The sequence below is a fragment of the Puniceicoccaceae bacterium genome (assembly GCA_040224245.1).
Classification (GTDB): domain Bacteria; phylum Verrucomicrobiota; class Verrucomicrobiia; order Opitutales; family JAFGAQ01; genus JAKSBQ01.
This window is the reverse complement of the sequence record JBEGIR010000031.1, coordinates 1-13,610: the sequence shown is the minus strand read 5'-3', so window position 1 is coordinate 13,610 and position 13,610 is coordinate 1. Positions and strand designations below refer to the sequence as shown.

Annotated in this window: 13 protein-coding genes and 1 tRNA gene; 7 read left to right on the top strand and 7 right to left on the bottom strand. The window is 55.3% G+C overall.

Annotation, left to right across the window (positions count from 1 at the left end; all coding sequences use genetic code 11):
* Positions 1-11 precede the first annotated feature (11 nt).
* From ABQ298_05390 to ABQ298_05380, 3 genes are all read right to left on the bottom strand, one after another.
* On the bottom strand, positions 12-1,538 hold the full coding sequence (locus tag ABQ298_05390) for a glycosyltransferase family 39 protein (protein MEQ9823799.1): 1,527 nt from the start codon (positions 1,536-1,538) through the stop codon (positions 12-14).
* 7 nt (positions 1,539-1,545) lie between these two features.
* Positions 1,546-2,634, bottom strand: a complete 1,089-nt coding sequence (gene aroB / locus ABQ298_05385) for a 3-dehydroquinate synthase (protein ID MEQ9823798.1) — start codon at positions 2,632-2,634, stop codon at positions 1,546-1,548.
* A 119-nt stretch (positions 2,635-2,753) separates the two neighbouring features.
* Positions 2,754-3,866 (bottom strand): tRNA-dihydrouridine synthase family protein, encoded by a 1,113-nt coding sequence (locus tag ABQ298_05380; GenBank protein ID MEQ9823797.1) that lies wholly within the window; start codon positions 3,864-3,866, stop codon positions 2,754-2,756.
* Between the two features lie 127 nt (positions 3,867-3,993).
* Between ABQ298_05380 and ABQ298_05375 the strand changes: the two genes are divergently transcribed.
* Positions 3,994-4,078: transfer RNA gene (locus ABQ298_05375), tRNA-Leu, on the top strand.
* A gap of 79 nt (positions 4,079-4,157) precedes the next feature.
* Here ABQ298_05375 and gmk read toward each other — a convergent pair.
* Complete coding sequence (gene gmk / locus ABQ298_05370) at positions 4,158-4,781, bottom strand: guanylate kinase (protein MEQ9823796.1); 624 nt, start codon at positions 4,779-4,781, stop codon at positions 4,158-4,160.
* 13 nt (positions 4,782-4,794) lie between these two features.
* Positions 4,795-5,331 (bottom strand): hypothetical protein, encoded by a 537-nt coding sequence (locus tag ABQ298_05365; protein ID MEQ9823795.1) that lies wholly within the window; start codon positions 5,329-5,331, stop codon positions 4,795-4,797.
* Between the two features lie 287 nt (positions 5,332-5,618).
* On the opposite strand from ABQ298_05365, the gene ABQ298_05360 reads away from it, so the two are divergent.
* The 3 genes from ABQ298_05360 to ABQ298_05350 all read left to right on the top strand — a co-directional run bounded on the left by ABQ298_05360 (position 5,619) and on the right by ABQ298_05350 (position 9,859).
* Positions 5,619-6,806, top strand: a complete 1,188-nt coding sequence (locus ABQ298_05360) for an acetate kinase (GenBank protein ID MEQ9823794.1) — start codon at positions 5,619-5,621, stop codon at positions 6,804-6,806.
* Between the two features lie 47 nt (positions 6,807-6,853).
* Positions 6,854-8,971 carry a phosphate acetyltransferase gene (gene pta, locus ABQ298_05355; protein ID MEQ9823793.1) on the top strand — a complete coding sequence of 706 codons (2,118 nt, stop codon included), beginning with the start codon at positions 6,854-6,856 and terminating at the stop codon, positions 8,969-8,971.
* A 219-nt stretch (positions 8,972-9,190) separates the two neighbouring features.
* Positions 9,191-9,859, top strand: coding sequence for a hypothetical protein (locus ABQ298_05350; protein MEQ9823792.1), 669 nt, complete (start codon positions 9,191-9,193; stop codon positions 9,857-9,859).
* Positions 9,860-9,898: 39 nt separating this feature from the next.
* On the opposite strand, the gene miaB is transcribed toward ABQ298_05350, so the two are convergent.
* Positions 9,899-11,305: a tRNA (N6-isopentenyl adenosine(37)-C2)-methylthiotransferase MiaB gene (gene miaB / locus ABQ298_05345; GenBank protein MEQ9823791.1), complete on the bottom strand. Its 1,407-nt coding sequence runs from the start codon at positions 11,303-11,305 to the stop codon at positions 9,899-9,901.
* A 215-nt stretch (positions 11,306-11,520) separates the two neighbouring features.
* On the opposite strand from miaB, the gene ykgO reads away from it, so the two are divergent.
* The 3 genes from ykgO to ABQ298_05330 all read left to right on the top strand — a co-directional run bounded on the left by ykgO (position 11,521) and on the right by ABQ298_05330 (position 12,768).
* Entirely contained in the window at positions 11,521-11,646 is a 126-nt protein-coding gene (gene ykgO / locus ABQ298_05340; protein MEQ9823790.1) for a type B 50S ribosomal protein L36, read from the top strand.
* A 22-nt stretch (positions 11,647-11,668) separates the two neighbouring features.
* On the top strand, positions 11,669-11,917 hold the full coding sequence (locus ABQ298_05335) for a type B 50S ribosomal protein L31 (protein MEQ9823789.1): 249 nt from the start codon (positions 11,669-11,671) through the stop codon (positions 11,915-11,917).
* Between the two features lie 89 nt (positions 11,918-12,006).
* Positions 12,007-12,768 carry a hypothetical protein gene (locus tag ABQ298_05330; protein ID MEQ9823788.1) on the top strand — a complete coding sequence of 254 codons (762 nt, stop codon included), beginning with the start codon at positions 12,007-12,009 and terminating at the stop codon, positions 12,766-12,768.
* Between the two features lie 19 nt (positions 12,769-12,787).
* On the opposite strand, the gene ABQ298_05325 is transcribed toward ABQ298_05330, so the two are convergent.
* A partial coding sequence (locus tag ABQ298_05325) for a hypothetical protein (protein ID MEQ9823787.1) occupies positions 12,788-13,610 on the bottom strand: 823 nt, incomplete at its 5' end.

Genomic DNA, 13,610 nt, shown 5'->3' with positions numbered 1-13,610 from the left:
TCAAACAGGCATCAGCGTAATTGAAAGGACTTCGCGATGTAAAGAGAGTAGCTGCGGGAATGATGATCGCCGATGGTGATTTCCAGCGTGTCCACTTGCCGGACAGAAACAAAGTGCGAGTAGAGACTTTCGGGAAGCAATGGGACATCGCCAGAGGCAAGAATCAAGGCATCCCGACCTTGCAGCTCAGGATCAAAACCCCAGATTTCATACTGCGACTCCACGGCCCCCGGCTCCGAAGGCCAGCGGAAGACTCTCGGCTGATCTACGAGATAAAATGCCAGTTGCGAGGTCGTGTAGCGGTGCCCGGTAGTCAGGAGAAATGGATCGGTGAGTGCATGTTGGTGCAATTCCCGGTAGCGCTGCAGTTCGTGAGCAAGTTCCGACCAACCCTGAAGGCGAACCAACGGATCCAGTTTTGATCCGGTGCGCTCCGTCCATTGCAGTAGAAAGGGAATGGCTGCGGTAAACAGAGCAAAGAGAACGCCAGTCGCAACTGCGGGGATACCCCAGCGCGGCCAGTGGCGTCTCCAGTGCTCTGGCAATCCTGGTGAGCCAGCGACTGCAGCCCCCAGCAGGGAGAAAAATCCGCAGTAAAACACAGCGGGCCAGTTGGCGTTGATGCCCTGCCTCAACAACAACAGGCAAACGAGAATGAGGCCGGGCACACTGAATATCACGAGGAAGCGCGCCTTTGCTTCGAGCAATCGGAAAGAGCGCATCGACTGCAGACCCAGTAGCGCGATCGCAAATGCGGTTACCGGGGAGAGCAGTCCGATTTGTGAACCCAGAAACTCTCCGGCCCGGCTCAGAATGCCGAGAAGGGAAATCGATTTTCCTTCGAAATGGTGCTGTGTGTGGGCAAGCGTGATCCATTCATGTGTCGCATTCCACCACAGCGTGGGAAGCAGGAAGCTCAGGGATAACAGTGCTGCGCTGATCAGCGAGCGGTGACGGAGCAGGGGGCGGGTTTCCGGTTGATTGGCCAGATAGGCGATGGCCATGGGGTAAAACGCCAGCATCATTTGCTTGCTCAACAGTCCAAGTCCAAGAAAAACCGTGGTGAGCACCCACCACAACCGGACATAGCGTCGGTTGTGGATGAGGTTGTAAAAAAAGAAGAGCGCTCCACTCCAGAAAAACACCAGGGGAGCATCGATGGTGAGAATGAGGTTCAGCGCTACATTGCCAGGGGAAGCCACGGTGAGCAACACGGCCCAGAAAGCGGCTGATCGCCCCCAGAGTTGCCGGGTAAGCAGGTAGCAGAACAGCAGGCTTCCAGTTCCGAGCAAAGCTGCCATGATGCGGATGCCGGTGTCAGTTTGACCTCCCAACCAACCCGCGAGTGCCATGAGCCATGCGATCAGTGGGGGTTTGCTGAAATATCCCCAGGACAATCGGCGTCCCCAATCCCAGTAGTATGCTTCATCTCCGGACAAATCCAGAGGGAAGGCAATGGCGTAGAGCAGGCGCAGGAATGCGACGGATGCGATGATCCACCAAATCAACGAACTTCGCGCGCTCGGTTTGGTGTTCATCGTTCCGTCAGATCGCTCCACCCTTTTGCAGTGCACGCTCAATGAGTGTGGCGTCCACGTCAGCTTGTGTTGCCGCGTTCCCGAGTTGTTTCAGCACCACGTATTTCAGGCTGCCTTCCCGTTTCTTTTTGTCGCGACCCATTGCGGTCATCAATGCGTCAATGGAAAGCGATGGCTCAAGGCATACGGGCAGCTCATAGCGCTGCAGCAAGCCAATGACCCGTTGAGTGTCTGCAGTCGTTATCAAGTTGAGATGTTCTGACAGTTCGCAGGCCATGCGCATCCCGATCGCAATGGCTTCCCCGTGCAGGTAGCTGCGGTATTGCGTTACCTGCTCGATGGCATGACCAAAGGTGTGGCCGAGGTTGAGCAGTGCCCGACCCCCACTGCTGGCGGATTCCCGCTCATCGGATGCAACAACTTGTGCCTTGATTTCACATGAGCGTGCGATGACGGAAACCAGCTCCGGAGAGGATGCGTGCAGCCGGTCCATGGATTCGAGCTGTTCGAAGAACTCGCGGTCTGCCAGCAGTCCAGCTTTGATGATTTCGGCCATGCCTGCGTTGAACTGGCGCACAGGCAGTGTTTCAAGTCTGCAAAGGTCAATGTAGACGGCTGAGGGTTGATGGAAGGCCCCGACCAGATTTTTACCCGCTTTCAGATTGACTCCCGTTTTCCCTCCGACAGAGCTGTCCACCATGGCAAGCAGAGTGGTGGGGACTTGCACAAACTCAATTCCGCGCATGAAACTCGCGGCAACAAAACCCGCAAAATCGCCAACGACACCCCCTCCCACTGCAAACAGAACCGTGGAACGGTCGAATCCCTGCTGAGCGAGAAACTCGAGTGCCTCAATAAACGGGTGCAGGTTTTTATTGACCTCACCTGCAGGCAATTCCCATCGCGGAACGTCGCGAAAGCAGGCATTGAGGAAGGGTTCCTGGCACCGGGCAACTTCAGAATCGGTGATCAGCGCGATCGGACGATTCCGCGCGCGCAATTCAGAAATCCTGGATTGAATTTCGACATGGAGATCCCGTCCGATGCAGATCGGATACGAACGACTCCCGAGTTCGACTTGTAGCTGGCGGTCCATGATGCGGTGGATGGATAGTCGACGAACATCGCATGCCCACTCGATAGCGTAAACTCAAAAGTTTTGAACTTCTCGTGAACTCTGCCTGCAACCGATCTGCTTGCTGCAGGGGCAAGGGTTTACAAGCGGCACGGCTCAATTTTGACCACACTGCCATCTTCGCAGTTGGGACGGGCGACCACACCCGAATAGGGTTCGATGGAGAACGGCAGTTGGGCGTTTCCATCTGCAAGCAAGTGTTCTTCGCAAACTTCAAAAAACTCAGTTTCCGTGTGGCAGCGTCGCATGGCCTTGATGAATCGCGTGCGCGGGTCCACGGACTGACCCACAAAATTGACAAACTTTTTGAGGTGATTGATCGCGGAACGCTCGCGTTCGATACCGCCACAGCAGATTTCGAAGAGATCACGGATGTAGGCATGCACATCGGCAAGCGTTGGCTGGAAAATGGGTTCACCCTTCGAGAATTCCCGAATCTGGCGAAAGATCCATGGATTGCGAATGGCAGAGCGTCCGATCATCACACCTGCGCAACCCGTGCTATCCACCACGTGACGTGCCTTCGCGGCAGAGGTGATGTTGCCGTTGGCGTAGACGGGACAGCGCAGCGAATTGGCCGCGTGTCGGATGAGGTCATAGTGTGGTTCTCCGCGATAGGACTCGGCGACGGTGCGGGCATGGATGGTGAGCAGGTCTGCCCCGTGTTTTTCGACAAGAGCCAGAGTCGGTTCAAAAGGTTCAAAGGAGTCAAATCCCACTCGGATTTTCACGGAAAACGTGCCATGGCGCACACTGTCGCGCAAGGTGCCGAGAATGGAGTCGAGCAGGTCAAGGTTGCGTAGCAGTCCACCGCCCGCATGGTTTTTGTAAATCTTAGGGGCGGGGCAACCGACGTTCAGGTCAATTCCAGCGATGGGATAAGGCTCGAGGGCGCGAACAATGCGTCGAATATCGGGAAGACTGTTGCCGAGCAACTGTGCCACGACCGGGCGCCCCGTCTCGCTTTCAGTGATCGATTGCAGGATGTGTTTGTCGAGTCGGGAGTTGGGATAGACCCGGAAGTATTCGGTGAAGAACGTGTCGGGCACCCCATACTTTTTGAGCACGCGCATGAAGGGTAGCGTGGTCACATCCTGCATGGGGGCCAGAGCAGTGGGAATGGTGCCAGTCACCAACGGTGGCGGCAGAGTTGCAAGAGCACGCTCGGGTGACTGGATGTGGGTTGATGACATGGCGGGTTGTGAAATGCGAAAAACCGGGCAATGTGATGCAATCGAGCCGACTGTTCAAGAAAACTCGGATTTTTGCGTTGATCTGAGTCCTGCAATTCCTAGCGTGGTGGGCTACGCAACAACCTGTGCCCAGGTGGTGGAATTGGCAGACACGCTAGACTTAGGATCTAGTGCCGCAAGGCGTAAGGGTTCAAGTCCCTTCCTGGGTACCATTCTTCGCCAAGGCTACGGCTGGCATTCCAAAAGGTGTCTCGGGCCAGCACCAGGAAAAGCACTGGTGCTTCGAGAGTGTCAGGGAAGCCGCACGACGCGGTGCTTTTCGGCGAGGTAGATGCTGCGCATCAATTCAAAATCACGCTCACGTGTGGACGTGGGCAGGATGTAGTCGTGGGATTCCGCCGTTGCCAGTTCCTGAAGGGCGGTCTGCAGGCGACGCTCAATTTCGGCTTCCGAGTCGGATTGTCGATCGCGCAGGCGTTCCCGGATCACTTCAACACTTTCGGGGCGGATGAAAATGGTGCGCAGGCGTGAGGCGAGCAGGGGGTCGTGGGTGGCATGCTCCCGAAAGCTGGCAGCACCCTGTACATCGATGTTGAGCAGGATGTCGTTTCCGGCGTTGAGTTGTGCCTGCACCTCTGATTTTAAGGTTCCGTAGTGGCGACCGTGCACCTTGGCGTGTTCGTAGAAAGCACCCGCTTCGATGTGTTCTTTAAAATCGGCCTCGGTAAAGAAGAAGTAGTGCTCGCCATGGCGTTCCCCGGGTCGGGGTTTGCGTGTGGTGGCGGTGATGATGCGCTTGAGGCTCCCGAACTGGGCGAGCATTTGATCGCAGAGCGTGGTTTTTCCGCTGCCAGCGGGTCCACAGAGGATGAGGATGATTCCGTTTCGGGGAATGGCTGCTGCGATACAGGTCATGCGAGCCGGTTGCTTAGTAGGTGAAGGCGATCCACCCGAGCAACAGACCATAAGCCAGTGAGCAGACGGCCAATATGCGCGGGCGATAGGGTTTCCGAAACAGCCATTCGTAAAAGTCCCTGAGTCGATAGGGCAGTGAGGCGAGATACATGCATGCTACAATCACTGCATAGATGAAACCGACAAGAAAGAGACGAGTGGTCGGGGGTTCCATGTAGGCGGCGTCGAGCACTGCATCTGAGCTGAGCAACAACAGTGCTGCGAGTCCGCGAACGGCCAGAAAATCCGGGATGAAAAAATAGGAAAGAACGGAGGTTGCGATGAACAGCAGGATCAGCCAGTGCTTGTAATTCCCGAAATCGGGTGCGCCGAGCTGCGTCAGTTTCCAGACGAACCACGCAGTTGCGATGCCGAGCAGTACCACGGCAGCAGGTTTTGAGCGCAACATGCGAACTGCCGTGCGTTGTGCCCGGTCGGCAGCGACCAGTTGAAAAGTGCCGAGTCCGATGAGCAGCAGGGCAACCAAAAGCGTGGCAAAGAAGAGTGTCATGAAGCGGCGATTGTTCTCAATTTTCAGGCGGATTGTAAAGGTCCTTTGTGCTTTTGAAACGAACAAAAAGGGAAATATGCGAATCCACTACCGGAAATTTACGGAGCACGAAGCACGATGGTCGACTCCATGTGAGAGTGATTTGGCGTGCATTCCGTGATGTCAGCATTAGCAGGTGTTTAATGGATTGCAATCGGGATTAGTTTTCCTGTAGCTTCAGGGGACGCGTTTCTGAAAATCCACCCGCTGGGAAGGGGTGCAGGAGAAGCTATTATACTTGGAGAAACATGTCAGAGAATACACTGGTTATTAACTGCGGCAGTTCGTCGTTGAAATTTGCGGTTTTTGACACCGCCCGTCACGACTGCCTGCTCAAGGGTGTTGCGGAACCCCTGGGTGGGGCAAAACCGCGTCTCAAGTGGACGCAAGATGGCAGAACTGTTGAGGATTTCCTGCACGCAGGAGCTACCCTGGAGGATGCATTGCACGCGATTGCGGAGCGCTTGTTGGCGGGCATCGAGATTCAATCCATTGGGCATCGTGTGGTCCATGGTGCGGAAAAATTCAAGGCATCTGCCGTGATCGACGAGGCCATGATGGAGCAGGTGGAGGCCTGCAATCACCTGGCTCCGCTTCACAATCCTGCCAACCTGACTGGCATTCGCATGGCCCGAAAAGTGTTCGGTGACATTCCGCATGTGGGAGTATTTGATACTGCGTTCCACCAGAGCATCCCACGCGAGGCCTACCTCTATGCGCTGCCCTACGAGTTTTACGAGGAATTGGGAGTGCGGCGCTACGGCTTTCACGGAACCAGTCACCACTACGTCTATCGTGAAGCGGCACGGCGGCTTGGGAAGCCCCTGCAAAGCACCTCCATTTTGTCGGCCCACCTTGGCAACGGGTCGAGCGCAACCGCAGCCCAGGCGGGCAAGAGCATGGACACCACGATGGGACTCACCCCGCTCGAGGGGCTTGTGATGGGCACGCGCTGCGGTGATATTGATCCGAGCATCCATGGTTTTTTATGTCGGGAAAAGGGATATTCCATCGAAGAAGTGGATGCGATTTTGAACAAAAAGAGCGGATTGCTCGGCCTCTCAGGCCTCTCCAATGACATGCGGGAGCTGGTGGATGCCGCCGAAAAGGGGCACGAGCGTTCGCAGATTGCGCTGGATGTGTTGGTTTTCCGCCTGGCAAAATCCCTCGCAGCACTTCGCACTTCGCTGGATCACTGCGATGCCATCGTGTTTACAGGTGGCATTGGCGAGCACAATCCCTGGCTGCGTGAGGCTGTGGTACGACGCCTCGGATTTCTCGGAGTGCAAGTGGATCCAGTTGCGAATGCCACGCATGGCGGTGAGTCGGATGGCCGCATCAGCCCTCCGGACAGTCCGGTAGCGGTTTACGTCATTCCCACTAACGAAGAACTGATGATCGCCATGGAGACCGCTGAAACCTTGCGTGCCCGCTGACGCCTTCCAGTCGAATACTGCACACCTGCAACCCATTTACAACGACCATGAATCACATTCTTCTCACGATTCCCACTGGAGCCAAAGTAGGGCTTTCAACCATTTCCATCGGATTGTTTCGCGCACTGGATCGCCAGGGAGTTCGGGTTGGTTTCTTCAAACCGATCTCACAACCCCTGCACAGTCGTGGTGACACGGAAGATTGTTCGACGCGATTTATTGCCTCGGAGACTGCAGTTGTTCCCCCTGACCCCATGCCGCTTTCCGAGGTGCGAAGCTACATCAGCGAAGACCGCACCGAATTGTTGATGGAGCAGATCGTGCAGCGCTTCAATCAGGCTGCGCAGGGATTTGATGTCATGGTGGTGGAAGGACTGCTGCAGACGGAAGATTTTCCCATGGGCGCAATGCTCAACAAACGCATTGTGCAAACCCTCAGTGCGGAAGTCATTTTGGTCTCGCAACTGCATGATTGCAGTCCTGAAGAACTGAACCGGCAGATCGAAATCGCGGTTTTGGAATACCAGGGAAGTGTGGTGGGATCGATCATCAACAAGGCAGCGCTCGAGATTGTGGCGGATCGTCCGCTTTCGGAGAGCATCGATGCCATGGCTCGACAACTGAAGAACCAGTGTCCGGTGTTTGAACGACGCGAACTCGATCTTATCGGCATTGTTCCGTATGCCAAGGATCTGCTCGCTCCGCGAACCAAGGATGTGGCAAAGCTCATCCACGCCACCCCCCTGTTTGAGGGGCAGATGGAAAACCGACGTGTGCGCAACATCGAACTGTGCGCCCGTTCGATCCCGAACATGCTCTGGGTGTTGAAAACGGGCAACTTGCTGGTGACCCCTTCGGATCGCAATGAAATCATCGTGGCCGCCGCCATGGCTGCGGTGAATGGTGCGCAAATTGCGGGGTTGATTCTCACGGGCGACATGGAGCCCGACGAGCGTGTGCTCAAGTTCTGCCGCAAGGCATGGGATACCGGATTGCCCGTGTTGCGTGTGAATCTGACTTCTTTTCAAACAGCCAAGGCATTGACAGAAATGAACCCGGAAATTCCGGCGGATGACAGCGAACGCATCAACAAGGCGATGGACCTCGTTGCGCGCTCCATTGATGGAGGGTGGATACGAAAAGCCCTTGCCACAGCAGTGAAAACCCGGCTTTCGCCAGCGGCCTTTCGGCACATGCTTGCGCGACGGGCGTCGTCGCGTCGCAAGCGTATTGTGTTGCCCGAGGGCAATGAGCCGCGCACGATTCAGGCGGCGATTTCGTGCCAGCTGCGCGGTATCAGTGATTGCATCCTGCTTGGTGTTGAGAGCGAGATTCAGGCACAGGCTGAGGCTCTCGGTGTCGTGATCCCGGATGAATTGCAAATCATCGAACCCGAGAAGGTGCTTGCCAAGTATGTTCCACCTTTGGTTGAGATGCGCAAGCACAAGAACATGACCGAAGAGATTGCCAAGGATCACCTCTCGGACAACGTGGTGCTCGGAACGATGATGCTAGCACTCGGGGAAGTGGATGGCCTGGTTTCCGGTGCGGTGCATTCCTCTGCCAATACGGTGCGTCCGGCATTGCAGCTGATCAAGACCCATAAGGAAGCGAAGATCGTCTCATCGATCTTTTTCATGTGTCTGCCTGAGCAGGTGCTGGTCTATGGGGACTGTGCGATCAATCCCGACCCCGATGCTGAGGAACTGGCCGATATTGCGATCCAGAGTGCGGAGTCGGCCAAGGCCTTCGGCATGGAACCCTCGATCGCCATGATCAGCTACAGTACGCTTGGTTCAGGTTCCGGGAAGGATGTGGACAAAGTGGTGGAAGCGACCCGTCTTGTGCGGGAGTTGCGCCCCGACCTGCTCATTGATGGTCCCTTGCAGTATGATGCAGCATCGACAGCTGATGTTGCGGCGAAGAAGGCACCAGACAGCCCGGTTGCCGGCAAGGCTAATGTTTTCATTTTTCCCGATCTGAACACGGGCAATACGACTTACAAAGCCGTGCAGCGCTCGGCCAACGTGATTTCGATCGGTCCCATGCTGCAGGGGTTGAACAAACCGGTGAACGACCTCTCGCGCGGGGCACTGGTCGACGACATCATCTACACCATCGCGCTCACCGCTATTCAGGCTCAGCAGCGTGAGGACCTGCTCTGAGCGTTTCAGTCCGAGAGCAGTGAGAGTAAATCCGTAGTGAAATTTGGCAAAAATGCTGATTTCAACATGGGAATAATTCAAAGTACCCGGATCCAGGTGCTCCTTGCCGTGCAGGCGTGTGCTCCGACTCTGCCAGCGGTGGTGTGAGTTTCAGGATTCGGGCTTGAATTTCCCCGCAAAGCGCATTCGGTGTTCGCAGGTCCCCTCCCATCTGCATTCATGAAAAAACTCATCCTGTTGATCGTCTTCGTCTCCCTGCTGGCCTGGGTAGCGCAGTTTCTGGTGCGCTCCGGCAACCTGTTTCAGGAAGGCATCCAGAAAATCGAGGGTAAGCAAAACGTGGGAGCCACCCTGGCCTTTGCCGAACTGATTTCGCGTTACCCCGCAAGTCCATTTGTCGCAGTGGCGCGTGCGGCAATGATTCAGAGGGATCCGGCAAACCTGATCACGATGGACCTCTTTTATTCGACCCGCGCGAAGCGGGACGTGTTTGAATCGATTGTGGGTCGCTCTCCCGCCTACTACGATCCGTATTTTTTCTGGGCCGTTGCTTACTTCCTGGTGATTTCTCTGCTGGCGGCGGCTCAGCGCTATTGGGCGGGGGCAAAAGGATTGAGTTTTCGCTCACTGACAAGCAGGGATACATTCGCATTGCTGCTGTGCATTGCTTATTACTTCTGGGTTCGCGGTTCGTTGTCGGTTGACACTGGCGTATATCGGCTGGCCGGAAGTGTGTCATCCTGGCTGAATACTCCGCTGGGTTCGACAGCGGTCACGCTTGGGTTTTCTGCTGTCATTACGGTGGCGAATCTCTTTGTCACACTGCTGGCGGCATTTACCTTTTTGGGGTCTTCGCGCAAGGGATCGGCATCTGCGTCGGCGAATTGATGTTCACTGGATTTGGGTGCGGGTTCTCTGGACGATGCCTCAAGCACCGAGCACTTCTGCAGTCTCTGACAGTGTCGGGGCTTCCTCAGGGTCCATTCCGCTCAGTTCCAGTTCTCCGCGCACAGTGGTGACCGTTGCGTCGAGAATGCGAACGGGAACCAACTCCCCTATCAGCCGGGGTTGTCCCTTGAAAATGACTTTGCGAAAACCACGATTGCGCCCCATGAGCATGTTTTCCCCCTTGCGGGCGGGGCCTTCCACCAGAATTTCCTGCACCGTTCCCACCAGTGATTCATTGGTTTGCAGGGATTGGCGTTGCAGGATCTCAAGCAGGCGCTGGTTCCGCTCCTCCTTCACCTCCTTGGGCACATCATCTTCCAGTTCAGCCGAGACCGTTCCGGAGCGTGGGCTGTATTTGAAGATGAATCCCATATCAAACCCGACCTGCTCAAAGATGCGCACCGTCTCTTCAAAGTCGGCATCAGATTCACCCGGATATCCGACAATGATATCGGTTGAGAAGGTCATGCCTGGGGCCGCAACCTTCAGACCGTTGACGATGTTCATGAAGCTCTCCACCCGATAGGGGCGATTCATGGCCTTCAACATACGGTCGGAACCGCTCTGCAGCGGAAGGTGCACGTATTCGCAGAGCTTGGGAAGATCGCGATAGGCTTCGATCAGATCCTGCTTGAATCCGCGCGGGTGGGGGGAAGTGAAACGAATGCGCTCGAGTCCCTTGACCTCATTGACACGCTCGAGCAGTTGCACAAACGGACTCTTCTGTTGTTTAAATGGAAGAATGTCGCGTCCGTAGCTGGTGACAATCTGGCCGAGCAAGGTGACCTCTCGCGTTCCCTTCTCAACCAATTCCTCGATTTCTTCCAAAATGTGCTCAATGGGGCGGCTGCGTTCGGCACCCCGTGTTTTGGGAACGATGCAGAAATTGCAACGCATGTTGCAGCCCTGCATGATTGAAACAAAGGAGGAGACGCCAGTCTCAGCATTGTGATCACGAATCGTATTTTGAGACTCCTGCTCCGCCTCGAGATCCACAAGCGAACTCGGACGTGGACCTTGCCCGTTCAGACTTGCGATGAGATGATCCAGGTGATCGGGAACGCGGTGAAATTTTTGGGTTCCCACCACGAGATCAAGATCGGGGAGGCGGTCGAGCAATTCGGTTCCGCGATTCTGTGCCATGCATCCCATGATACCGACCAGAAATTTGGGGTCCTGTCGCTTGCGTGCGGTCAGGTAACCTGCCTTACCGATCGCTTTCTGCTCCGCCTGATCGCGCACTGAGCAGGTATTGAGCAACACGATATCGGCTTCGTGTTCGCTGGCGACCATCGAATAGCCGCGATTGCGCAGCATGGCGGCGACGGCTTCAGAGTCGCGCTCATTCATTTGGCAGCCGTAAGTTTTGATGTAGACGCGATTCACGATTATAGATTCCTTTGCAAAAGAAAATGGTGGGAAGCTATGCTTTTCCCCGCGTGCGTCAACCCAGAAGCTGTTGCCCCTGATCCGAATGGCATGGACGATGATGGCGGATTTATCCGTTTTTGATGGCTGGTGTCGATGCTTCGGATTCAGGAAATTTTGGAACTAATGGTTTGACACGACTTCGGGAAACCCATCTTATAGCCGTTTTTCCTATGAAAGTAGTATCGTCAATTAAGTCTCTGAAAAACCGCCATCCGGATTGCCAGGTTGTCCGGCGCAAGGGACGGGTTTACGTAATCAACAAGACTAACCCCCGCTTCAAGGCGCGTCAGGGTTAATCCGCTCAACTGATTTTTTACCGTGAAAAAAGAAGGTCATCCTGAAGTTTATCCAACTTGTTTCATCGACGTTTCATCCGGCAAGCAGTTTCTGACCGAATCGACCATGAAGTCGAAGCGCAAGGAGACCATCGACGGAGTCGAGTACAACGTGTTCGTACAGGACATTACGTCAGACTCGCATCCGGTCTTTACGGGCCAGAAGCGCTTCGTCGACACGGCGGGCCGCGTCGAGAAGTTCCAGACCAAGTTCGGACGTCGTCGCAAGTAGATCGCTTCCGGGCGCGCTTTCGGGTTTCCACAATTGCATTGAACTCCTGCGTTGCTTGGAGCTAAGGTGCACGGGACTCGTCTCGGAATATGGTACGCGAACGCCTGGTACAGATCGTCGAAAATTTAGCACCCACCCCTGTCGCATGGATTGCGATTGCGGTGGGTCTTTTCGTACACGGGGTAGGGTTTTTTCTGTTTCGAGTCGAACTGCCCGGATTTCTTGATGTTCAGGTTTCCGAACCCTACGTTTCTTTCATCAAACTCGATGCATCAGAGGATCATCGGAATTTGCGCGATCAGGCTTTGCTCTCGGACAGTGTGCCCCTTTTTCTCCCGAGCGAGTATGATTTTGGGTGGAAACTACTGCAGCCCGAAACCTACCTCGATAACCAGAATCCGCGCATGCTGAGTCCGTTCTCCTGGAACGCCTCACTGAATGCACAGGACATACTGAAACCTGTCGCTCTGGAGGCGGAGCTTTTGGATCCAAGTGTACTGCTCGAGGGAGAGCTGTGGCATACTTTTCATACACTTGGCGAGCGGGCACAGCCCGTTTCATCCGGGACAGAGCGATTTGCAGTCATGGTGTTTGAGTCCGAAACCCTCAGGGAAGAGGTTGCGAGCTTTCACTATCCGGAAAACCCAATCGATGTGGATCTTTCGAATATGTTGTGGCGACCGGTCGAAGTATTGGTATGGGTGAGTACGGAAGGCAGTCTGGGATCTCCCATCTTGCAGGAATCGAGCGGGATTTCCGCACTCGACCAGTTTGCAATGCAGGAGGCCCAGCGCATCGCGAATTTGCGGTGGGTCCCACAGGGATACTACCGTGTGATACTTGGCCCCTGAGCAGGGCAATTCCCGAACATCATGAGGTCTTGCGACCGTTTTGGCACCAGGGAAGGTGCGGCAGTAACCAGATCCAGAGGATTCCCAACAGCCCAAGCAGAGTGGTATAAAAGCGCCGCTGTGGTGGATGCACCGTTACGTCTCCGGCAAGCAGGGTTTCCTCATCCTTGAAGATAGCGGTTGTCGAAACCAGTGCGGGTTCATTCTGCCGAATCCCTTCGATGGGCATTGGGTCCCGGATGACAGCGCTTCGAATGCTTCCGATACCCACTTCAGTGCCAGGAGCATACCAGGCTCGGTCAAAGTGGACGACCTGTCCGGTCCGCTGCTCTGATCCCTTCCACACCCGAAGATCGTGCACATTGGATCTGATGACGGCCTCCATGCAGAGCATGGGTAGCAGCAGGTAGGAGATTGCCAGTAGCAGGCTTGTGAACCAGGTTCGCATGCGGCAATGCGCGTCGAGTGCAATGCCTGGAAACTTCAATCCTCCCCAGAAACCACTGAGCAATGTGAGTGCTCCCAGGAGGGTGAGAAGGATGGAGACCCAGCCGTCCATGCTGAATAGCTCCCACTGGTAGGTTTGCCAGTGCAGTGGAGCCAAAAAGAGAACGCCCAAATGTGCTTTTTCCTGCAAACTGTCGAGCACCAGGTGAAGCACGCAGTGCAATGAGAGAATACCGAATACCTGCCATCGATGACGAAAGGGCAGGCTGATGGCTGCACTCAGCAGCAGGCAGAAGAACGGTGCGCTCATCGAAACCACGTAGGCCCGCACCTGAACGGGATCCAGCTCAGTCGTCGAAATCAGAATGCGTTGCAGGATCCACGGTAAATCCGGA